The sequence below is a fragment of the Erythrobacter sp. A6_0 genome, assembly GCF_017744235.1.
Classification (GTDB): domain Bacteria; phylum Pseudomonadota; class Alphaproteobacteria; order Sphingomonadales; family Sphingomonadaceae; genus Qipengyuania.
This window is the reverse complement of sequence record NZ_JAGHQR010000003.1, coordinates 1-21907: the sequence shown is the minus strand read 5'-3', so window position 1 is coordinate 21907 and position 21907 is coordinate 1. Positions and strand designations below refer to the sequence as shown.

Sequence of the window (21907 nt, the reverse complement as noted above, 5' to 3'; positions counted from 1 at the left end):
CCTCTTTCGCCCCGCACCTAGGCGCGAAAAGATACAGGAGCAATGGATGCGCGCAACGCCGCGCCGCTTGTCGTTGGCGGTTCATCGCGGCATCGCTAGGGGGAGGGCATGATGTCGCTTCTCGCTTCCGCCGCCGCAAGTCTCACTCTCGCCGCGCAGCCGGCTCCTCCCGCCGCCGACGCGCCGCAGCTCTCGCTCGAACAGACGACCGGGCTGCGCTGCGGTGTGGCCTTCGCGCTCGTGGCGCAGGGACAGCAGGCGGGCGATCCCGCCGCTTTGGCCTATCCGGCGATGGATCCGCGCGGGAAGGAATTCTTCGTCCGGTTCATGGCCGCGCTGATGGAAGATCCGCGGTTCTCGCGCGACCTCGTCACCAGTCTCGCCATGCGCGAAACGCAGGAATTGGCGCGCGGCGGGCCCGAAGCCCTGTCGGCGGTGATGCCCGCCTGCCTCCAATTGCTCGACCTGTCGGGCCTCTGACACGCGCTGTCAGGCCGGGTTCACGCCGATGGTCCGATAGTTTCCGACAGTCCCGAACAATCGAGTCGTCCCCTATGCGCCCTGTAATCCTGGCCCTGCCTCTCGCCCTCTTCGCCGCGCCCGTCGCGGCCCAGGCGGATGCTGACGTGAGAGCGGACACCGCGATCGTCCTGCCGGATTTCGACGCGGCCGCGCCCGAAAGTGAAACGCCGCTCGAATCGCTGTCGCAGCGCCTGTCCGATCCGCGCACACAAAACGAAGTTGCTGCGACCGTCGCTGTGCTGTCGGAGATACTGCTCGATATGCCGCTCGCTCCGCTGATCGAGCCGCTCGCCAAAGCCACCGCCGATGCGGCGGATGTGCCGCGCCGCCCGGTCGATCCCGATCTCACGTTGCGCCGGATGAGCCCTCGCGCCGGTGAGGTCACCGCGCGGGTGGCGCAGGAATTGCCGCGCGCGATGGATCGGATGGCGGATGCCAGCGACGGGATTGCCGCGCTTCTCCCGGTCCTGCGCGATGCGGTTCGCACTCTGGAAGATCGAGTCGAGAGCGCCCTGCCGCGCGACTGACGCGGACGTTTCGCGCATCAATTTGATTCCCCGCGCGTTGGGGTGTGGATTATCGCCCACACTTGCGGCAAGGCGCATTCGTTATGTGGACACTCCACCAATTCCCCCTTTGCCCGTTCAGCCGCAAGGTCCGCATCCTGCTGGGCGAGAAATCCATAGCCTACGATCTGGTCCAGCGCCGACCGTGGGATGAGGGCGACGATCTGTGGCGCCTGAACGATGCCGGGCGCGTGCCCGTGCTGGAAGACAGGGCCCGCAACATCGCGCTGTGCGACAGCCGGGCGATCTGCGAATATCTCGAAGAGACGGTCGAACGATCGCCCATGCTGGCGGGCAGCGCCCTGGCGCGGGCCGAGACGCGGCGGCTGGTCGCTCTGTTCGAAGAGAATTTCTACGCCGACGTGGTCGCGCCGCTGCTGCACGAAAAGATGACCAAACGCCTGGTGCTGCGCCAGCCGCCCGATGGCCGCATCCTGCGCGAAGCGATGAAGCGCGCGCACGGCCATCTCGACTATATCGACTGGCTGGTGGACAATCGCAGCTGGCTGGCAGGCTCGACCATGAGCCTGGCGGACCTCGCCGCCGCGGCGCAGGTTTCGGTGGCGGATTATCTCGGCGGGATCGATTGGCGCGGCCACGATCAGGCGCGCGGCTGGTACGCCGTGTTCAAGAGCCGCCCGAGCTTCCGGCCCCTTCTGGCCGAGAAGATGGAAGGGGTTCCCCCCCCATCGCATTATGCGATGGTGGATGGGTAGTTTGAGGGGCGAACCGGCCTTTGCCGGTTTCCTCGGTGCTGTTCCTCCCTTTGGTCGGGCACCTGCGGGCGCGCGGTCGCGCTCGCGGTCCGCTGGTCGCGGACCGTTCTGGGGATTGTCAATTCTACGGAAACCGGCGGCTTTCTGGTCGGTTGTAGGGGCAAGGAGTATCCCATGACCGACAAACTCGAACTCACCGACGCCGAATGGCGCGAGAAGCTTTCGCCCGAGCAGTACCACATCCTGCGCGAAGCGGGGACTGAGCGGGCCTTCACCGGCAAATACGAGAAGAACAAGCAGGCGGGCGAATATCACTGCGCCGCCTGCGGCCAGCTTGTGTTCGAAAGCGAGGACAAATACGATAGCGGGTCCGGCTGGCCCAGCTTCACCGCGCCCGCCGATGGCGACGCGGTTGAGGAACACAGCGACACCAGCCTTGGCATGCGCCGCACCGAAGTGGTCTGCGCCAAGTGCGAGAGCCATCTGGGCCATGTCTTTCCGGACGGCCCGGGGCCGGATGGCCTGCGCTATTGCATCAACAGCGCCTCTCTGGATTTCGAGCCCGAGGACTGATTATGCGTCGCCTTTGAACATTCGGGAGCGAAAGTTCGGGGGCGTTTCGCAACTTAGCCGTTCACCGAAAGTTACAACTCGCCTATGCATGCGGATCGCAGGTAAGGACGGGTGACGGGTTTTGGCGAGACGCAACGATAGCCGACGCGGCAAAGGCGGCGCGAGCAATCGGGCAGCGGCGGCCAAACGTACCAAGGAAGAGCCAAGCGGCTGGGCGCTGTGGATGCGGCGGCTCGTCATCGGCGGTGGCATGGCGGTTCTGCTCGTGCTGCTTTTCACCGCGCTGGCGGTTGCCTTTGCCGCCCGATCGCTGCCCAGCTTTTATCAATTGCAGGCCACTCAGGTCGGCCAGACCATCGTCGTGCGCGCGCGCGACGGCAGCGAGATCGTGGAATTGGGCCCGAGCTTCGGCGAATGGCTCGATTCCTCCGAAATACCGCAGGTGATGAAGGATGCGATGATCTCGGTCGAGGATCAGCGCTTCCAGTCGCATTTCGGCATCGATCCCGTGCGCCTCACCGGCGCGATCATCGAAGGCGTGACGGGGGACGAGCGGATCGGCGGCACCTCCACGATTACGCAGCAGCTTGCGCGCAACGTGTTCCTCAATTCCAACCGCACGCTCGACCGCAAATTGCGCGAAGCGGTGCTGGCGATGGCGCTCGAATGGAAATTCTCGAAGGAGCAGATCCTCGAGCTTTATCTGAACAAGGTCTATTTCGGTGGCGGAGCCTACGGGATCGACAGCGCCAGCCGCAAATTCTTCAGCCATCCGGCGACCGATCTCAGCACCGCCGAAGCGGCGATCATCGCCGGTCTGGTCAAGGCGCCCAGCCGCTATTCTCCCACCGCCGATGTCGATGCCGCCGTCAGCCGCGCGGGCGTGGTGCTGCGCCTGATGAAAGAACAGGGCCGCATCGCAGACAGCGTCACGATCGATCCCTCCGCCGTGAAGCTGAAGGAAGAGACCGGACAGAACTCGGTACGCTATTTCACCGATTGGGCGCTGCCCCAACTCGACCTTCTCCTGCCCGAAACCTTCGAGCCGATCGAGGTCTGGACCACGCTCGACACCGGTATGCAGCGCGCGGCCACCGCGTCGATCAAGGCCAACACGCCCGAGGGCGCGCAGGGCGCTCTCGTCAGCATGGACCGCGACGGGGCGGTGCTCGCGCTGGTGGGCGGGACCGATTATGTCGAGACCAATTACAACCGTGCGACGGACGCGGTTCGCCAGCCGGGATCGTCGTGGAAGCTGTTCGTCTATCTCGCCGCGCTCGAGGCCGGATACACGCCTGAGGATCGCGTGGTCGATACGCCGGTCACGATCGACGGGTGGAGCCCGCGCAATTCGGGCGGCGGTTTCGCGGGCGAAATGGATCTGCGCTCCGCCTTCGCCTATTCCAAGAACACCGTCGCCGCGCAGCTCGGCAATGAAGTCGGTTTCGGCACGGTGTCCAGCATGGCGCGCCGGTTCGGGATCACCACGCCGATTTCGACCTATCCGTCGATGGTGCTCGGCACGTCCGAAGTGCGGTTGATCGACATGACGCGCGCCTTTGCCGGCGTGTCGGCAGGGGGCCAGTCGGTCGAACCCTATGGCATTCTCAAGGTGACCACTTCGGACGGCGAGTTGCTCTATCAGCACGAACGCAGCGATCCGGTCCAGCTGGTGCCGGACTATGTCGCGGCTGGGATCACGGACCTGTTGCAGACCGCGGTCAATACCGGCACCGGACGGGCGGCGCAGATCGGGCGGCCTGTGGCGGGCAAGACCGGCACGACCAATTCGAACAAGGACGGCTATTTCGTCGGCTTTTCGAGCGGTGTGACAACGGGGGTGTGGATGGGGCGTGACGACAATGCCCGCGTCGCCAGCCTGCAAGGAGGGCGCGCGCCTGCGCAGGCCTTTGCCGCTTTCATGCGCTATGCCGTGAAGGACCGCCCGGTCGAGGAGTTCGAGACCGAGCTGCAATTGCCCGAATGGCAGATGGAGCCGGATGACGAGCAATTCTTCGGCGATCCGGACGATTATTATTTCATCGACGAGCAGGGCAATCTGATCGAGCCGGGCCGGGGTGCGCCGCCGCCGGGCCAAGGTGCGCCCTTCCCGGTCGAGGGAGAGCCCGGCGTGGGCGAAGCGGACCGCCGCCGCGCCGTTCCCGCGACCGATCCGCAGCGTCAGCCCGCGCGCCCTCCCCAGCAACCGAACGAGGGCGCCCCGTCTGCCGCCAGCGACGATTTCCTGAGGCGCGCGACAGGCGGTGGCGGCGGCACGACCCAGCCCCCGCCGCGCCCGAGCCCCACGCCGCCGGCCAGGGAATACTAACGACGCGTTGCCGTCCGCCTTTGCATAGAGCTTCGGCCACAAAAAAGCCCCGCCATCGCTGGCGGGGCTCTTCGTTTCGGCTGTCGTATTCGGCGATCAGCGCAAGCGAACCGCTATATAACCGGCCGGGCGACCGCGCCGTTGGATGCGGAGCAGCACCGCATCGCGGTTTTCGCTGCGCGCACCGGCGATGATGCTTTCCAGCTGCGCAACCGTCGAGATTTCCTGATAATTCGCGCTGATGATGACATCGCCGCGCGTCAGTCCCTTGCGCGCTGCGTCGGAGTTCTGGTCGACCCCTGCGATGGCGAGGCCCTGCACGTCCGCACCCAGACCCAGCTGGCGCGCGATCGCGGGCGTCATCGGCACGACCTGGAGGCCGAGCCGTTCTTCCACCACCGTGCCGTCGCCTTCGTCGGGCAGCATTTCTTCCTGCTCGTCGCCTTCGAACATCTGCTGCTGGCGCAGTTCTTCGGCGCTGGGGCGGCGGCCGATCGTGGCGTTGACCGTGCGGCGCTGACCGTCGCGGATCAGTTCGATCGGCACCGTGGTGCCGGGATCGATATTGGCGACGAGGAAGGACAGGGTCTGTTCCGGCGTAACCTCGCGGCGATTGACGCTCAGCACGATGTCGCCTGCGCGGATGCCGGCCCGCTCGGCGGCGGCGTCGGACTGGACGCCCTGGACGATCTCGCCGCGATTGCGCGGGATGCCGACGGCGCTCGCCGTATCGTTATCGACCGGCGCGATGCTGACGCCGAGATAGCCGCGCTCGATCTCCTGACCGGCGCGCAGCTGGGCGACGATGGGCGCGGCGGTTTCCGCCGGGATGGCGAAGCCGATGCCCACGCTGCCGCCCGAAGGCGACAGGATAGCGTTGTTGATGCCGATGACATTGCCCTGCATGTCGAACAGCGGACCGCCCGAATTGCCCTGATTGATGCTGGCATCGGTCTGGAGATAGCGGTCGTAGGCGCCCGCGCCGGTGTTGCGCAGGACGCTGGAGATGATTCCGCTCGTCACGGTACCGCCGAGGCCGAAGGGATTGCCGATCGCGACCACCCAATCGCCGACCCGCGCTTGGCTCGAATCGCCGAACTTCACGAAGGGGAAGGCTTCGCGGCGCTGTATCTTCAGCACTGCGAGATCGGATTCGGCATCGGTGCCGATCATTTCGGCTTCGTATTCGGTGCCGTCGGGCATGGTCACCGTGATCTCTTCCACCGTGCCGCGCCCGCGCGGGCTGACGACGTGGTTGTTGGTGACGACATAGCCGTCCGCCGAGATGATGAAGCCCGAACCCAGCGACTGGCCTTCGCGATATTGCGGTTGCGACTGGTTGCCGCGCCGCTGGTTGAACATGTTTTCGAACGGCGTGCCCGCGAAGGGATTGTTGTTCGCGACCTCGACCCGCTGGCGGGTGGAGATGTTGACCACGGCAGGCTGCAATTGGGCGGTCAGATCGGCGAAGCTGGCAGGCGCTCCGGCGCGCGGCACCATGCTGGACATCCGGCTGTCGTCGTTCTGGGCGACCTGGGCACCGGCGGGATAGCCGGTCGCCAGCGAAAGCGCGGCTCCGCCCACCAACAGGGCACTCGTCAATCCATAGGCATATCGCACAGGCTTCACGTCCTCTTCTTCCTTTATCTGGCTTCGACCGGATAGCGGCTCAACGCGCCGGGTATCCGAAGTGTCCTGTCGGTATCCGAATTAGCCGATTTCACGCCTCGGGCGCTGAACCGCGATTGAATGTTCGCGGGATCGGGCCGGTACGCTCGACGAAACGCGAACCGGGCCCGACCGGCGTCGACGATCAATTCTCGCCGCGGAACTGGCGCAGATATTCGTTGTCCGGCGACAGGATGATGTTGCTATCCCCCTTCGGCCCTTCGCCTTCGCGGGCCGGGCTGAAGGTCGAATCGTAGCTCTGCATGGCGCGGTAGAAATCGTAGAAGCTCGCATCCTTGCCGAAGGCTTCGGCATAGATACGGGCCGATTCCGCGTCCGCTTCTGCGCGGATGATCCGCGCATCGCGGCCGCCCTGGGCGCGGATGGTGCGCGCTTCGCGTTCACGATCCGACTCCATGCGGCGGAATGCCGATTGCAGCGGTGCGCCATCGGGCAGGTCGGTGCGCTTGATCTGCACGTCCACCACCTGTGCCCCGTACTGGCGGGCCTGCCGGTCGAGATTGGCGCGCACATTGGCGAGCGCGGACCCGCGTTCGGCGGTCAGCATGGCCTGAAAGGTGCGGCGGCCCAGTTCCTGGCGCAGCACCGAATTGAGAATCGGTTCGAGCGCCACGCGCACGCCATCGGTGGTCCCGGCGCGTTCGACCATGCGGACCGGATCGACGATGCGGAAGCGGGCGTATGCGTTGACGAGCAGGCGCTGCTGGTCGTTCGACAGCACTTCCTCGTCGGTCATTTCGAGGTCGAGCAGGCGCTTGTCGACCTTTCGTACGCTGTCGAGGAACGGCACGCGAGCATAGAGGCCCGCACCCTTCTCGCCGCCCGGCGTATTCGCCACCCCGACCGGCTCACCGGTGCGGATGACGACGGCCTGTTCTTCCTCTCCGACGACGTAGAGGCTGGTGAAGACGAGGATCAGCATTACGGCCAGCGCGATGATGACCCCGGTGCGGTGATTGTTCCAGAGACGGGTCATGTCACTGCCCTCCCGTGTTGGCTTGCGGCCCACTGGATTGCGATGGCGGCGCCACCGGACCCACGCCGTTTGCGCTGCGGCGCCGATTGACTTCGGGCAGCGGCAGATAGGTCTGAACCCCGTCGGTCTCGACGATGGTCTTGTCCGTCTGGCTCAGCACGCGCTCCATGGTTTCATAATAGAGGCGCTGGCGCGTCACTTCGGGGGCGAGGCGGTATTGCTCGTACACCTTGTCGAACGCTTCGGCTTCACCCTCGGCTTGTGCGAGCACCTGCTGGGCATATCCGCGCGCCTGGTTGCGGGCCGCATCGGCGTTCTGTTCGGCCACCGACACATCGCGGAAGGCATCCACGACATCGGCGGGCGGATCGGCCTTGTCGATTTCGACACCGATTACGGTAATCCCGGCATTATAAGCGTCAAGCGCGCGCTGCATGCGCTCGCGCACGTCGAGTTCGATTTCCGCGCGGCCCTGGCCCGAGAACGTCTCGTCCAGTGTCTTTTCCGCGACCGAGGCGCGCATCGCCGCTTCGGCCACTTCGCGAACGGTTTCGATCGGATCGGCGAGGCTGAATTTGAAGCCCGCCAGATCCTTGATGTTCCAGCGCACGATATAGGAAAGGTCGACCAGGTTCTGGTCGCCCGTCAGGATTAGCTTCGCCTGCGCCCGGTTTTCGGGCACCTGGACGGCGCGCACGCCTTCCACGTCCTCGATCTCGACCGTTTCGATCGGCCAGGGCGCCGTCACCTTGAGGCCGGAATCGAGCATGCGGGTGTAATTGCCGAGCGTTTTGACCACCGCCTTTTCCTGCGGTCCGACGAGATGGACGCTGGTGGCCACAAGGAGCAGCGCGACCAGACCGCCGATGATCAGCGGCAGCCAGCTCTTGCCATTGGGACGCTGCGGCATGCGGAAATTGGGGCCGCCGGGGCCGCCCGGACCGCCGCTGCGGCGGCGCGGGCCTTCGGGGCCGCGATTCTTGAAGATGTCTTCGATATTGGCGGGACGGCGCGATCCGGGCCGATCGCCGCCGCTGCCGGAACCACCGGGCGGAAGCCACGGATTACGGGGGCCGCGCGATTTGTCGCCCGACGGCGTTTCCGATGAAGGCCCGTCATCCTTGCCGGAACCGCCATCACCATCCTTGGGCGGTTTGCCCCAAGGGTTGTCCTTGCCAGCCATTGCCAGCCTGATCCTGTCGCCGAACCCGTCCAAAAGTCGCATGCCTGTCTTATAGGTATCGCGCCGAGGAAAAACAGGGGGGCGGGCGAAAATCAGGACTTGTGCCGCCGTTTTCGATGATACACGCGCTCAGCCATGGCCGAAACCGATATCGTCGCATCGCTTCCCGCCGCTCTGGCGGCACGGGTCCAGTCGGCCCGCATCGTCAAGGGGCGCGCTCTGGTGGTGCTCGACGCCGCCGGTCTGGACGCCGCCGGGCGCACGCGGATCGAAGCCGAACTGACCGAGGCTCTGTCGGAGCGAGAGGACGTGGACGAGGTCCAGGTGATCCAGACTGCCGAGCGGACCGCGCGCCGCCTGATCGCGGTGGGATCGGGCAAGGGCGGCGTGGGTAAATCGACGCTCGCCGCCAATCTCGCGATCGCGCTCCAGCGGTCCGGCCACAAGGTCGGGTTGGTCGATGCCGATATCTACGGCCCTTCGCAGCCGATGATCCTCGATACGCGGGATGCCAAGCCCGAAGCGAAGGACAACAAGCTGATCCCGGTCGAAAGCCGCTTCGGCGTGCCGGTGCTGTCGATGGGGCATCTCGTCAAGCAGGGGCAGGCGATCGCCTGGCGCGGGCCGATGGCGGGCAATGCGCTGTCGCAATTGATCGACGCGCATTGGGGCGAGACCGAGATACTGATCGTGGATCTGCCGCCGGGCACGGGCGATGTGCAGCTGACCATGCTGCAGAAGTTCAAGCCCGCAGGCGCGGTGCTCGTCTCGACGCCGCAGGATCTCGCTCTGATAGACGCGGTGCGCGCGGGCCATCTGTTCGATCAGGCGGGCGTGCCGGTGATCGGCCTGGTCGAAAACATGGCCGGTTATGTCTGCCCCCATTGTGGCGAGCTGTCCGATCCGTTCGGCGCGGGCGGCGTTGAGGCGGCGGCGGCAAAGCTCGACCTGCCCTTCCTCGGCCGCATTCCGCTGGCGCTGGAAATCCGCGAAGGCGGCGATGCAGGGGCGCCTCCGGCGGCGAGCGACGGCGTGCATGCCAAGCCCTTCTCCGCCATCGCCGAGAGACTGTCCGCGTGGCTGGCCGCGAACGGCTGAGCGGTCTTGCGATCACGCGGCGCGGCCTCATCGCAGGCGCTGCGGCGGGCGGCGGATTGCTGCTGGCCTGGTATGTCTGGCCGCGCAGCTATTCCGGCGCGCTGGAGCCCGGCGCGCAGGAACATGGCTTCGGCGCCTGGCTGACCGTGGACGAGGGCGGTGTGGTGACGGTCGCGGTCCCGCAGCTCGAAATGGGGCAGGGCGTGACCACGCTGTTGCCGCAGATCGTGGCGATGGAGATGGGCGCGGCCTGGGGACAGGTCGCGGTCGCCCCCGTGCCGCCCAATGGCGCGCAGGCGAATATTCCGCTGGCGGCGAAATGGGCACCGCTCTGGTCCGCGCTGCCCGATCTGGCGGGTGAGCCCGACAGCTTCCTCGCGAACCGCTTCGCCCGCTCCGAACCGTTCGCCGCCACGGCGGGGGGCAGCACGCTGGCCGCTTTCGAAAGCGATTGCCGCGCGGCGGGCGCGGCGGCGCGGGCGATGCTGGCGATGGCGGCGGCGGAGCGCTGGGACGTCGCGTGGGAGGAATGCGAGGTCGCCGAGGGGATCGTGACGCATGGGCAGCGGCGCGCTCGCTTCGGCGAGCTGGCGGCGGAAGCCGCGCGGATGACGCCGCCCGATCCACCCCCGCTGCGGCCCCAGGCACCGATGGAAGAACCGCTGCCCGGCGATGTTCCGGCAAGCAGCGCCTATCCCCGCCTCGACCTGCCCGCCAAGGTCGATGGCAGCTTCCCCTTCGCGGGCGATATACGCCTGCCCGGCATGGTCTATGTCTCGATCAGGCACGGGGCTTGGGGAATGCGCGAACTGGTCGGGTTCGAGGAGGAGGCCGCGCGCGGTCTAGGGCTGGTGGCGCTCGTGCGCTCGAAATTCTGGCTCGCGGCAGTGGCGGATAGCTGGTGGAAGGCGGACAGGGCGCTCGACAGGCTGCGACCGCGTTTTGCGGGGCCGGGTGGCGTGGAAAGCGACGCGGTCGAGACCACCCTGGGCGAGGCGCTCGAGCGCACGGATGTCGAGCGTCTTACGGTGCTGGGCGATACCGAGGCGATGCAGACGCCCACGCTCACCCGCCGTTACGACATCGCGCCCGCGCTCCACGCGCCGGTCGAGACTGCAAGCGCCACTGCGCTGTATCGCGACGGACGGCTGCAACTCTGGATCGCCAGCCAGGCTCCTGCCGCCGCGCGCCGGGTCGCGGCGAAGGCGATCGGCCTGTCCGAACGCGACGTGGCGATCTATCCGGTGGCGGCAGGCGGCAGCTTCGATGCGCGGCTGGAGAGCATGCACGCGATTGAGGCGGCGCTGATCGCGCGCGAAGTAGGCCGCCCGGTGCAGTTGACATGGCCGCGCGGCGAGGAATTCAAGGCAGTGCCGCCGCGCACGCCTGCCGCCATCGCGCTCAGCGCCCGGCTCGACCCCAATACGGATCGCCAGCCGGTAGCGTGGCGCGCGAAATTGGCAATGCCTGCCACCATGCGCGAATTCGGCGCACGCCTGTTCGACGATCGCACCGTCGAGGCCGCGATCGAGGCGGCGGCGGGCGAGGCCGATCCGCTCGCCTGCGAAGGGGCGGTGCCGCCCTATGCGATCCCGAATGTCGTGGTCGATCACGCCCCGGTGACGATCGACCTGCCCACCACCCGGATGCGCGGCAATTCCGCCGCCTATACCGGCTTTGCCACCGAGTGCTTCCTCGACGAGCTGGCCGAAATCGCAGGGCGCGATCCGCTGCTTTATCGCCTGTCGCTGCTCGGCCAGGATGCGCGCGCCGCCACGGTTCTGCGCGCGGCGGCGCGGCTCGGCGAGTGGGATGGCGGCGTCGAAGGCACCTCGCAGGGATTGGCGTTGATCCGCATGGCGTTTGGCGAAGCGCGCGGCTTCATCGCCTGCGTCGCGCAGGCGCGGCTGGGCGAGGGCGGCGTGCGCGTCGATCGCCTGTCGGCGGTCGCGGATATCGGCCGCATTCCCAATCTCGATCTCGCGCGCCAGCAGATCGAGGGCGGGCTGATCTTCGGCCTCTCGCTCGCCACCGGGGCGAGCGCGGTCTATCGCGACGGCATGCCGGAAAATCGCCGCCTCGGCGCGCTGATGCTGCCGACGCTTGGCGATACGCCGGACCTGCGCGTGGATTTCCTCGCCAGTGAGGAAGCGCCTTTCGATCCGGGCGAGCTCGGCGTCGCAGTGGCGCCGCCCGCCATCGCCAATGCGCTGCACGCGGCGACCGGCCTGCGCTTCCGACGGCTTCCGCTCCTGTCGGAAGGGCTCTAGAGCGAGGCCATGACCTGGCAGCCCCAAACCCTCCCCGCAGACCATCCCCCCGTCCGTTCCGGCAGAATCGGCGTCCTGATCGTCAATCTCGGCACGCCCGACGGAGCCGATGCGAAATCGGTGAAGCGCTATCTCGGCGAATTTCTGTCCGACAAGCGGGTGGTCGAAATTCCCGCGATCGCGTGGCAGCCGATCCTGCGCGGCATTATCCTCAACACCCGTCCCAAGAAAAGCGCCCATGCATACCAACAGGTGTGGACCGAGGACGGATCGCCGCTGGCCGCGATCACCAAGGCGCAGGCCGAAAAGATGCAGGCGCGGCTGGGCGAGGGCGTCACGGTCGACTGGGCGATGCGCTACGGCAATCCCTCGATCCCCGAGCGGCTGACCGCCATGAAAGATGCGGGCTGCGAGCGCATTCTGCTGGCCCCGCTCTATCCGCAATATTGCGCGGCGACGACGGCGACGGTTGTGGACAAGGCGGGGGAAACCCTGTCGAAAATGCGCTGGCAGCCGAGCCTGCGCACGCTGCCACCCTATCACGACGATCCGCTCTATATCGATGCCCTGGCCGATGATCTGGCGCGCCAGCTGGATGCGCTCGATTTCGAACCCGAACTGCTCATGCTGAGCTTTCACGGCATGCCGGAGCGGACATTGCATCTGGGCGATCCCTATCACTGCCATTGCCAGAAGACCGCGCGGCTTTTGGAAGCGCGCATGAACCGGCCTGACTTAAGGTTTCGCACAACCTTCCAGTCCCGCTTCGGGCGCGCCAAATGGCTCGAACCCGCGACCGACACGGTGCTGGCCGAAGAGGGCGCGAAGGGTACCAGGCGCATTGCCATCGCCGCGCCGGGCTTTTCCGCCGATTGCCTCGAAACGCTGGAGGAACTGGCGATGCAGGGGCGCGATCAGTTCAAGGAAGCGGGGGGCGAGCATTTCGCGGCGCTTTCCTGCCTCAACACCTCGGATGCCGGGCTGACGATGCTGGAGGGGCTGTTGCGGCGCGAACTGGCGGGGTGGATTCCCGGCTGAGAGGTGCTTACACATGTGTAAGTAATCCGGAGAGAGCCATGGCCACCATAGCACCGCATCAGCCGGTCGAATTCACGCCACAAAGCTGGCGCGACAGCCTGCCGGAAGAAGCGCTCGACCACATTCAGGGCGAAAAAGGCTGGCCGCTGGTCGGCCACACGTTCAATCAGCTTGCCGATCCGCATGCCTTCGCGCGGCGGATGTATGAGACCTATGGCCCCGTCTACAAGGTCCATACCATGGGCGGCTGGCACGTCGCACTGATCGGGGCGGAGGCGAACGAGCTGATGCTGTTCGACCGGGCGAAGATCTTTTCCAGCGATCAGGGGTGGAGCCCGGTGCTGCATCGCCTGTTTCCCGGCGGGCTGATGCTGCTCGATTTCGACCATCACCGCGCCGATCGCCGCGCGCTGTCGATCGCGTTCAAGCCCGGCCCCATGCGGCATTATGCGGACAGCCTCAATCGCGGGATTTCCGCGCGGATGGACGAGTGGGGTGCGGGGGATATGGAGTTCTATCCCGCCATCAAGCAATTGACGCTCGATCTGGCGGCGGACAGTTTCATCGGCCTGCCGTTCGGGCCGGAAGCGGACCGGATCAATCAGGCCTTCATCGACATGGTCCAGGCCTCGATCGCGCCGGTGCGCCGCCCGCTGCCCTTCACGAAGATGAAGAAGGGCGTCGATGGCCGCGCCTTCCTCGTCGACTATTTCACCCGCGAGACCGAACGCCGCAGGGCCGAGGGAGGCGGGCAGGACATGTTCAGCCAGTTCGCCACCGCCGAATTCGAAGACGGCAGCCTGATGAGCGTCGAAGCGGTCGTCGACCACATGAATTTCCTGATGATGGCGGCGCACGACACCATCACGTCGAGTGCGACGTCTCTGGTGCACTTGCTGGCAAAAAATCCCGATTGGCAGGACAGGCTGCGCGAGGAATTGCGCGCGATCACGAACGATGGCGGCGGTCTGGCCTACGAGGATCTGGCCAAGCCCGAGCTGACCGAAATGGCGTTCAAGGAAGCGCTGCGGATGGTCCCGCCGGTGCCTTCGATCCCGCGCCGCGCGCTGAAGAGCTTCGAATTCGGCGGCTACACCATCCCGGCGGGCGCGCGGGTCGGGATCAATCCGCACCTTGTCCACCACATGGAAGAACACTGGCCCGATCCGGACCGGTTCGATCCGCTGCGCTTCACGCCCGAGGCGGTGAAGGCGCGGCACAAATACGCCTGGGTGCCCTTCGGCGGCGGCGCGCATATGTGCCTGGGGCTCCACTTCGCCTATATGCAGATCAAGATCCTGATGGCGCAGATGCTGACGCGGTATCGCGTGGAGGTCGAGCCGGGTTACGAGCCGGAATGGCAGGCCTGGCCGATCCCGCAGCCCAAGGACGGCCTGAAGATCACGCTTCGCCCGCTTTAGGCCCGAAGACCCCGGATTTCTTGCAAGCGATCAGAAATCGATCGCGATGCCGTCTTTTACCCAATCGCCATAGCGCGTCGGGCTCAGTTCCTCGTCCATCTCCGGCTTTTCCGGCTTGGGCGGCGGTTCGCTCGTCCAGTGGGCGGGCTTCTCGAAAGCTTCGGGACGTTTGGTGGCGCGCTTTTCCATAATGGTGAAATGCGCAGGCTGGCGCGAAGTTTCAAGCGTAGCCCCTGGTGCCGCATCGGCTTTACAGCATTGCGCGAAAAACCGGTTCCCACTTATTCGCGCGATGCTTTAGGGGCAGCGCCATGGCTCAACCCCCCGGTATCCACGCGCGCCGCGCCGCGCTTCGCCTGCTCGATGCCGTTCTCCGGCGGGGCGAGACGCTCGATGTCGCTTTCGGCGCGGCGACCTCCGACATCCGCAAGTTCGAGGACAAGGCGCTCGCCCGCGCCATTGCGAGCGAAACCCTGCGCTGGGCGATCGATTTCGACGCGCTGATCGACAGCGCCACGCGCCAGAATCTGCCCGACGATGCGAAAGCGCGGCAGGTCCTGCGGCTGATGCTGGCGCAATGGCTGCGACTGGGTACGCCGCTCCACGCCGTGATCGCGACCGGGCTTCCTCTGCTGTCTGGCGGACCACGCCGATTGGCGCACGGCGTCTTCTCGACTCTGACCAAGCGCGAAGCGAAACTGCCCGAGGCGCCGACGCTTCCCGATGCAGTCGCCGCGCGCTGGGGCGAGCGGGCGCAAGCCATCGCCGCCGGTCTGGCCGAGCCGCCCCCGCTCGACCTGACGCTGCGCGATTCCGCCCAAACCGAGCATTTCAAGACCCAGCTCGCCGCAGACAGCCTGATGCCCGGCCATCTGCGCCTGCCGCGCGGTGCTGCAGTCGAGACGCTACCCGGTTTCGAGGACGGTGCATGGTGGGTGCAGGATCTGGCGGCATCCCTGCCCGCGCGCCTGCTCGGGGCAGGGGAGGGCCGCACTGCGCTCGACCTGTGTGCTGCGCCGGGGGGCAAGACGCTGCAACTCGCGGCGCAGGGGTGGAAAGTGACCGCGCTCGATATTTCGAAGCGGCGGCTCGATCTCCTCAAGGCCAACCTCAAACGCACCGGTCTTTCCGCCGGGACGATCCGCGCCGATGCGCTGAAATGGGAGCCGAAGCACCGTTACGACGCGATTCTGATCGATGCGCCCTGTACCGCCACCGGCACCGCGCGCCGCCATCCCGATGTGCTCCACCGCATCGGCCCGCGCCAGATCGAGGAACTGACCGAACTGCAAACGGCATTGCTGGAGCGCGCGCAGAGCTGGCTGAAACCCAGCGGAACGCTGGTCTACGCGGTCTGCTCGCTGGAGCGCGAGGAAGGCGAGGATCAGGCCGCGCGCGTCGCGCTCGATCCGGTTCCGATCACGCCGGACGAGCTACCGGATGGTGTGCAGCCGACCTCAGAAGGCTGGCTGCGCACCGATCCCGGCATGCTGTCGGACCAGGGCGGGATGGACGGGTTTTTCATCGCCCGCTGGCGCGCCCCGGCCCAATAGCCTCAGGCATCTTCCTTCAGATATTTCTGGAAGCTCTTGCGCAATTTCATCAGCTTGGGCGGAATCACCGCCTGGCAATAGGGATTGCGCTGGCCTTCGCCGGTCCAGTATTCCTGGTGATAGTCTTCCGCCGGATACCATTCGGCCGGACCTTCGATCGTGGTCACCGCGTCCTTGTCGTGCTCGGCATTCCAGCGTTCGATCGCGGCTTCGGCTTCGCTGCGCTGTTCATCGTCCAAGGGGAAGATCGCGCTGCGATACTGGGTGCCGACATCGTTGCCCTGCCGGTTCAGCTGGCTCGGATCGTGCGTGCCCATGAACACGTCGTAAAGGTCGGCCAGCGTGATCCGGTCGGGATCGAACGTCACCCGCACCGCCTCGGCATGGCCGGTATTGCCGCTGCACACCTGCTTGTAAGTCGGGTCGGCCACGTCGCCGCCGATATAGCCGCTCTCGACCTCGTCCACGCCGATCACGTCGTTCATCACCGCTTCGGTGCACCAGAAGCACCCGCCTGCCATGATCGCCTGTTGCTTTGCCATTCGTAATCTCCTTCGCGAAGGGAGATAGGAACGCCAGCCGCGCTTGTCAGGGGGCGCTTGTCAGAGGGCGGCGCGGCAGGCACAAGCCGAACCCATCGATCAGGGAGAGATTTCTATGCGTATTCACCTCGCCGCCTGCGCTTTCGCGGCGTTTGCCGCGCCCGCTGCCGCTCAGGACCATTCCGGCCACGAAATGGGCTCGCACGCTAGTTCGATGGCGATGGACCACGCCCATCCCGCCGCGCTGACCCGCGCCCTCGCCATGGAGAACCGGGCCGAGGATCGCGCCCGTGACCAATACCGCCACCCCTTCGAAACGCTCGATTTCTTCGAGGTGAAGCCGAGCATGACCGTGGTGGACTACATGCCCGCGAGCGGCTGGTACACGCGCGTGCTGGTGCCCTATCTGGGTGCGGAGGGGAACTATATCGGCCTGACGCCCGATCCCGCTGCCGCCGATGGCGAGCGCTTCGCGAATTATTTCGGCGGGCTTCCCGAAGCGTTTCTGAAGGTCGCGGCGGAGACTACCGCGAGTCTGGATGGCGCGGGCGCGCAGATGTCGATTTATGGTTCGCAGGACGTGCCCGAAGAGCTGAAGGGCCAGGTCGACCGCGTCCTCGTCTTTCGCGAGATGCACAATCTTCTGCGCTCCGGCGCGATGTATACCGAGCTGATGCGGATGCGGGGCCTTCTCAAGGATGACGGGATGCTCGGCATCGTCCAGCACCGCGCCAAATCCGATGCGCCGGGCGATTACACCACCGGCGCCAACGGCTATCTGCGGCAGGAAGACGTGATCGCGCTGGTCGAAGCGCACGGCTTCGAACTCGTCGGCATGAGCGACATCAATGCCAATCCGCAAGACAGCGCCGATCACGAAGGCGGTGTCTGGCAGATGCCGCCGAGCTGGGGCGGCAAGAAGCCGGAACTGGAGAATATCGGCGAGAGCGACCGGATGACGCTGCTGTTCCGCAAGCGCTGATCCTGTCAGCCATCGTTCAGTAAACCGAGTGCAGATCCCCCGGTGTGACACTATCACATTGGGGGATTTTGTATGAAACGCCTTGTTTTCGTGGCCGCTGCACCGCTCGCTCTGGCGGCCTGCGGCGATCGGTCTGATGAAGCGCGCGGCGTCGATCATGGCGAAACGCTGCTGTCCGTCAGCGCCAGTGGCCAGGCCGAATCGCGGCCCGACCAGGCGCAGTTCCAGGCCGGAATCGAAACCTTTGCCGCCAATGCCCGCGCCGCCAGCGAGGCCAATCAGGACAAGATCGCCGAAATCGTGACGGCCCTGCGCGAGCTCGGCGTGGCGGAAAAGGACATCCAGACCCGCGCCGTCACTGTCAGGCGCGTCGAATATGGCGACCGAAAGGGCCAGTATCAGGCCGCCAATGTGGTCGAAGTCACCATGCGCAATCCCGATCGCGCGGGTGAGGCGGTGACGGCCGTGACAGAAGCGGGCGCGAACATCGTCTCCGGCCCCTCTCTGTCGATGACCGATCCCGAGGCGACCGCCAATCTCGCCTATGCCGACGCCTACAAGGCCGCGCGCAAAAGGGCCGAAGCCTATGCCAAGGCTGCGGGGATGGAGGTGAGCCGAGTGCTCTACATCCGCGATGCGGGCGGCATGCAGGGGCAGACCTATCTGCGCGGGGCGGAAGCCATGAGCGACGCCATGGTAGAACAAACCGCTGCGCCGCCGCCGGTCGCACTGCCTCCGCCGCCGCGATCGCGGATACCCACCCGCTCGCCCTCGATGATGGTCGGCACCACGCGCTCGGACGTCTATATCCAGGTGGACTTCGCGCTGCGCGAAACCTAATTCGGCGCGCATGAGAGCGCTGACCCTGTCCGTCCTGCAATTGCCGCTGGCCCGGCCCGAGCCTGCCGACAACATCGCCGCCGTCGCCGAACTGGTCGAAAAGGCGGCGGGCGAAGGCGCGCAATTGATCCTGCCGCCCGAACTGTTCGCAGGCGACTATTTCTGCCGCGAGGAGGACGAGGCGCTGTTCGCTCGCGCACGTCCGACCGATCAGGACGAAAGCGTCGCCGCGATGCGCGAGCTTGCCGCGCGCCACAAGGTCGCCATTCCGACCAGCTTCTTCGAGCGGGATGGGCACCATTATTACAACACGCTCGCCATGATCGGCCCCGATGGCGCGATCATGGGCACTTATCGCAAGAGCCACATTCCCGATGGGCCGGGATACGAGGAGAAATATTATTTCCGCCCAGGGAACGACGGCTTCAAGGTGTGGGACATCGCTTGTGAGGGCGGAAAGACACGTATCGGCGTCGGCGTGTGCTGGGACCAATGGTATCCCGAATGTGCGCGGGCGATGGCGCTGAAGGGGGCCGAAGTCCTGCTCTACCCCACCGCGATCGGGTCCGAACCCTATGACGCCGATCTCGACACCAGCCGCATGTGGCGGCGCGCGATGGTGGGCCATGCGGTGTCGAACTGCATGCCCGTCGCCGCCGCCAACCGCATCGGCCACGAAGGCCCGGCGGATCGCAGCCAGAGCTTCTACGGCCACAGCTTCATTACCGACGAATGGGGCGATTACCTTGCCGAATACGGCAGGGATGAAGCCGGCGTGCTGACCGCGCGGCTCGATCTCGACCGGGCGGCGACTCATCGTGCGGGCATGGGATTCTTCCGCGATCGCCGCCCGCAGCTCTACGGGCGTCTCTGCGAGGATATCTGAGCGCGCATCGCTACCTTGTCGCGCTGGGATCGAACATGCGCGTGCCGGGCATCGGCGGCCCGCATGCGGTCATCAGGGCTGCGCTCGAAGCGCTCGGAGATGCGGGCATCGGGGTGGAGGCCGTGTCGCCCATTCTCTCGACCGCACCCATCGGCCCGTCGCAGCGCCGCTACGCCAACGCCGCAGCCGTGGTGTCGAGCGATCTGGACCCGGAAAATCTGCTGTTACGGGCTCAGACTATCGAACGCGCCTTTGGACGCCGCCGGCAAGGCCAGCGCTGGCGGGCCCGCCCGCTCGACATCGATCTGATCCTCTGGGACGGCGGCGTATTCCTTTCCGATCGGCTTACGATACCCCATCCGGCCTATCGCACCCGCCCCTTCGTGCTCGCCCCCGCAGCCGCGATCGCCCCCCACTGGCGCGATCCTTTTTCGGGCCGAACGCTGCGTCAGCTATCGACCCGCTTGACCGCCCCGCGCCCGCTCCCTAGGGCGCGCCATACCAACCGCGTCGAAGCCGCGCGCGTGGGCCCTTAGCTCAGTCGGTAGAGCAACTGACTTTTAATCAGTAGGTCGCTGGTTCGAACCCAGCAGGGCTCACCATTTTTCTGACCCCGTCATCACGAGGAGTGCGCCGCAGGTTTTGCGAGCCGCTCCACAGCACTACGATAGACGAAGGGCTGCCTCGGTCCGCCGTGCCGTTAGATCGCGGGCCGTCAGTCCCGCCTGATCGATGCGCCCGCATAGGGATCATAGGTCGCTTGCGGCAGCGGTTCGCGCTGGTCGGTGGGAATGGCTTGCGGCGCGGGGGGCGGGGCGGATGCCGTATCCTGCCAGAACCCCGACAGCCCGCTCGCGATCACCGGCGCGCCCAGCAGGACGAAGCAGCCGAGCACCACGCGTGCACCCATTCGGATCGGCATGCGGCCCGTCAGCGCCGCGAAACCGACCAGCGCCACGGCGATCACGCACAGGCCGACGGCGAGGCTGCCCGATACGAGATCGGTCGCCCAGGCCACGGCATCGGCAAGCGGACTGGTCGCGGGCGCGTCGAACATCCCTATTCCGCCATCATGATCTGCTGGACCCGCCGCTTTCCGTCGCGCCGTTCGAGCTGGACGAAGACGTCCACGCTCTGGAGGATGTAATGGCCCACATCCTCTCGCCTCAAGGGCGAGCCTCCCTGTAGAACCAGCAGCACCAGCTGTTCGATGGCGCGATGGGGGCTGTCGGCGTGGATCGTGGTGATCGATCCGGGATGGCCGGTATTGACCGCGCGCAGGAAGGTGAAGGCTTCCTGGCCGCGCAATTCGCCGAGGATGATGCGATCGGGCCGCATCCGCAGGGCGGCGATCAGCAGGTCCTCCGCGCTCGCATCGGCTTCGCCCAGCTTGCCGCGCACGGCGATCAGGCCGACCGCGTTGGGATGCGCGATCCGTAGTTCCTCGGCATCCTCGATCAGGATCAGGCGCTCGGTCATGGGGACTTCGGCGAGGAGGGCGTTTAGGAACGTGGTCTTGCCCGTGGAGGTGCCGCCCGAAACCAGGATGTTGCGGCGCGCCAGCACTGCATCGCGCAGGACCGTCTCGGCTTCGTCTGACGCGATCGTGCGATGCGTGCGCCCGGCGAAGGGCTCGACCTCGGTGCCGCCGGTCAGCGCAGAAAACGCCCCGCTATCGGCCCAATCGGCCAGCGCCATGTCGGAAGCGATGTGGCGGCGAATCGCGAGCGCATGGCCGCCGCGCGTGGCGGGCGGCGCGGCGATCTGGACGCGCGATCCATCGGGGAGGGTCGCGGACAGCAGCGGATGGCTGCGATTGATGCCCTGCGCGCCGAACGCCGCGATCTGGCGCGCCAGCCTTGCAAGGTCGGGTTCGGCGAGGCCTGTCACCTCGTGCCGTTCGATCCTGCCGCCCAGGCTCTCGACCCAGATCTCGTTCGGGCGGTTGACGTAGATGTCTGTGACGTCGCTGCGCGCCAGCACCGGCGCCAGCGGTGCGAGGAAGCTGTCGAGGTAATAGCCGGTCTCTGCCGTCACGAATCGACGCTCGAGAAATCGAGATCGCGCGCGACGAACACGGAAACGCTGGTGCCGTGGTGGACCTTGAGGATTGGCTTGATTTCCTGCGGTCCGCTGCGCCCGGTGACAGTCTGGCTGCTTCCGGGAAGCGCCACCACGACGCCTCCCGTCGCCTCGCGGGTGGCGACGCCGACGCCGATATCGAGCACCGACTGGAGGATCGCGCCGCCGAACCGTTGCAGGAACTTCCCGTCGACCTTCCCCTTCACGCCTGCGCGTCCGAGCGGGTCCGACGCGGGGGAATCGAGCGCGATCGTCACGCCGTCGGGCCGGATCAGCCGGGTCCAGCGGATCAGCGCCCGGTTCTGGCCCTGTTCGATCCCGCCTTCATATTCGCCGTAGAGGCGCGATCCGCGCTGGATCAGCACGCGCGATCCGTCGAAGGAATGGATATCGCGCTGGACCAGCGCGCGCACCGCGCCGGGCCGGGTGGAATCGAGCGCGGTCTCCAGTACGGCGGGGAGGACGGTGCCCTGCGGCACCGTGAAGGACGGGTTGCGGAAGCGTCCGGCGATGATGCGATCGGCGGCCTCGCCCGAGGTATTCACCGGGGCATCCGGCGGTGTGGGTGTGGCAGCGGGCGCGGGTGGTGTCTGCCGGGGCGCGAAGGCTTCGCGATAGGGTGCGGGGTCGGCGGGGCGGGG

General features: G+C 66.3%; 22 protein-coding genes and 1 tRNA gene. 15 read left to right on the top strand and 8 right to left on the bottom strand.

The genetic code is table 11. The features are described 5' to 3' along the window. The first annotated feature begins 108 nt into the window (after positions 1-108). The 5 genes from J7347_RS08990 to J7347_RS08970 all read left to right on the top strand — a co-directional run bounded on the left by J7347_RS08990 (position 109) and on the right by J7347_RS08970 (position 4706). Positions 109-480 carry a hypothetical protein gene (locus J7347_RS08990; protein WP_245173983.1) on the top strand — a complete coding sequence of 124 codons (372 nt, stop codon included), beginning with the start codon at positions 109-111 and terminating at the stop codon, positions 478-480. A gap of 74 nt (positions 481-554) precedes the next feature. After that, the gene (locus J7347_RS08985; RefSeq protein WP_209161759.1) at positions 555-1049 is read left to right on the top strand and encodes a hypothetical protein; all 495 of its coding nucleotides are present in this window, start codon (positions 555-557) and stop codon (positions 1047-1049) included. An 83-nt stretch (positions 1050-1132) separates the two neighbouring features. Further along, on the top strand, positions 1133-1804 hold the full coding sequence (locus tag J7347_RS08980; protein WP_209161758.1) for a glutathione S-transferase family protein: 672 nt from the start codon (positions 1133-1135) through the stop codon (positions 1802-1804). Between the two features lie 174 nt (positions 1805-1978). Beyond that, positions 1979-2377, top strand: a complete 399-nt coding sequence (msrB, locus tag J7347_RS08975) for a peptide-methionine (R)-S-oxide reductase MsrB (RefSeq protein WP_209161757.1) — start codon at positions 1979-1981, stop codon at positions 2375-2377. A gap of 223 nt (positions 2378-2600) precedes the next feature. Continuing rightward, a complete protein-coding gene (locus J7347_RS08970; RefSeq protein WP_209162073.1) occupies positions 2601-4706 on the top strand; it encodes a PBP1A family penicillin-binding protein in 2106 nt (701 codons plus the stop codon). A 96-nt stretch (positions 4707-4802) separates the two neighbouring features. Here the strand turns inward: J7347_RS08970 and J7347_RS08965 are convergent, their stop codons facing one another. The 3 genes from J7347_RS08965 to J7347_RS08955 form a co-directional block, all read right to left on the bottom strand. Continuing rightward, on the bottom strand, positions 4803-6326 hold the full coding sequence (locus J7347_RS08965) for a Do family serine endopeptidase (RefSeq protein ID WP_082851524.1): 1524 nt from the start codon (positions 6324-6326) through the stop codon (positions 4803-4805). Between the two features lie 193 nt (positions 6327-6519). Then, the gene (locus J7347_RS08960; RefSeq protein ID WP_209161756.1) at positions 6520-7371 is read right to left on the bottom strand and encodes a protease modulator HflC; all 852 of its coding nucleotides are present in this window, start codon (positions 7369-7371) and stop codon (positions 6520-6522) included. Position 7372: 1 nt separating this feature from the next. Continuing rightward, on the bottom strand, positions 7373-8554 hold the full coding sequence (locus J7347_RS08955) for a protease modulator HflK (RefSeq protein ID WP_245173982.1): 1182 nt from the start codon (positions 8552-8554) through the stop codon (positions 7373-7375). A gap of 135 nt (positions 8555-8689) precedes the next feature. Here J7347_RS08955 and J7347_RS08950 point away from each other — a divergent pair, with 135 nt between their 5' ends. Genes J7347_RS08950 through J7347_RS08935 form a run of 4 tightly spaced genes read left to right on the top strand, consistent with a single transcriptional unit; the run spans position 8690 to position 14381 of the window. Beyond that, on the top strand, positions 8690-9652 hold the full coding sequence (locus J7347_RS08950) for an Mrp/NBP35 family ATP-binding protein (RefSeq protein WP_209161754.1): 963 nt from the start codon (positions 8690-8692) through the stop codon (positions 9650-9652). Continuing rightward, a complete protein-coding gene (locus J7347_RS08945) occupies positions 9631-11922 on the top strand; it encodes a molybdopterin cofactor-binding domain-containing protein (protein WP_209161753.1) in 2292 nt (763 codons plus the stop codon). The genes J7347_RS08950 and J7347_RS08945 overlap by 22 nt, the downstream gene beginning before the upstream one ends. A 9-nt stretch (positions 11923-11931) precedes the next feature. Beyond that, positions 11932-12960 carry a ferrochelatase gene (gene hemH, locus J7347_RS08940; RefSeq protein WP_067684351.1) on the top strand — a complete coding sequence of 343 codons (1029 nt, stop codon included), beginning with the start codon at positions 11932-11934 and terminating at the stop codon, positions 12958-12960. Between the two features lie 38 nt (positions 12961-12998). Then, entirely contained in the window at positions 12999-14381 is a 1383-nt protein-coding gene (locus J7347_RS08935; protein WP_067684353.1) for a cytochrome P450, read from the top strand. 30 nt (positions 14382-14411) lie between these two features. Here J7347_RS08935 and J7347_RS08930 read toward each other — a convergent pair whose 3' ends face one another. Beyond that, positions 14412-14570: a DUF1674 domain-containing protein gene (locus J7347_RS08930; RefSeq protein ID WP_082851519.1), complete on the bottom strand. Its 159-nt coding sequence runs from the start codon at positions 14568-14570 to the stop codon at positions 14412-14414. Positions 14571-14692: 122 nt separating this feature from the next. Between J7347_RS08930 and J7347_RS08925 the strand changes: the two genes are divergently transcribed. Then, positions 14693-15934 carry an RsmB/NOP family class I SAM-dependent RNA methyltransferase gene (locus J7347_RS08925; protein ID WP_209161752.1) on the top strand — a complete coding sequence of 414 codons (1242 nt, stop codon included), beginning with the start codon at positions 14693-14695 and terminating at the stop codon, positions 15932-15934. Between the two features lie 2 nt (positions 15935-15936). Here the strand turns inward: J7347_RS08925 and msrA are convergent, their stop codons facing one another. Further along, positions 15937-16476 carry a peptide-methionine (S)-S-oxide reductase MsrA gene (gene msrA, locus J7347_RS08920; RefSeq protein ID WP_209161751.1) on the bottom strand — a complete coding sequence of 180 codons (540 nt, stop codon included), beginning with the start codon at positions 16474-16476 and terminating at the stop codon, positions 15937-15939. A gap of 115 nt (positions 16477-16591) precedes the next feature. Here msrA and J7347_RS08915 point away from each other — a divergent pair, with 115 nt between their 5' ends. The 5 genes from J7347_RS08915 to J7347_RS08895 all read left to right on the top strand — a co-directional run bounded on the left by J7347_RS08915 (position 16592) and on the right by J7347_RS08895 (position 19786). Next, complete coding sequence (locus J7347_RS08915; protein WP_209161750.1) at positions 16592-17458, top strand: class I SAM-dependent methyltransferase; 867 nt, start codon at positions 16592-16594, stop codon at positions 17456-17458. A gap of 72 nt (positions 17459-17530) precedes the next feature. Next, positions 17531-18298: an SIMPL domain-containing protein gene (locus J7347_RS08910; RefSeq protein ID WP_209161749.1), complete on the top strand. Its 768-nt coding sequence runs from the start codon at positions 17531-17533 to the stop codon at positions 18296-18298. A 10-nt stretch (positions 18299-18308) separates the two neighbouring features. Beyond that, entirely contained in the window at positions 18309-19184 is an 876-nt protein-coding gene (aguB, locus tag J7347_RS08905) for an N-carbamoylputrescine amidase (RefSeq protein ID WP_209161748.1), read from the top strand. 35 nt (positions 19185-19219) lie between these two features. Further along, complete coding sequence (folK, locus tag J7347_RS08900; protein WP_245173981.1) at positions 19220-19720, top strand: 2-amino-4-hydroxy-6-hydroxymethyldihydropteridine diphosphokinase; 501 nt, start codon at positions 19220-19222, stop codon at positions 19718-19720. After that, a tRNA-Lys gene (locus J7347_RS08895) sits at positions 19711-19786 on the top strand. The genes folK and J7347_RS08895 overlap by 10 nt, the downstream gene beginning before the upstream one ends. 113 nt (positions 19787-19899) lie before the next feature. On the opposite strand, the gene J7347_RS08890 is transcribed toward J7347_RS08895, so the two are convergent. From J7347_RS08890 to J7347_RS08880, 3 genes are all read right to left on the bottom strand, one after another. Continuing rightward, positions 19900-20241 (bottom strand): TrbC/VirB2 family protein, encoded by a 342-nt coding sequence (locus tag J7347_RS08890; RefSeq protein WP_209161747.1) that lies wholly within the window; start codon positions 20239-20241, stop codon positions 19900-19902. A gap of 2 nt (positions 20242-20243) precedes the next feature. Next, a complete protein-coding gene (gene virB11 / locus J7347_RS08885; RefSeq protein ID WP_209161746.1) occupies positions 20244-21221 on the bottom strand; it encodes a P-type DNA transfer ATPase VirB11 in 978 nt (325 codons plus the stop codon). After that, positions 21218-21907, bottom strand: a 690-nt coding sequence (locus tag J7347_RS08880; RefSeq protein WP_280635700.1) for a TrbI/VirB10 family protein, incomplete at its 5' end; no start/stop codon positions are given. The genes J7347_RS08880 and virB11, both read right to left, overlap by 4 nt.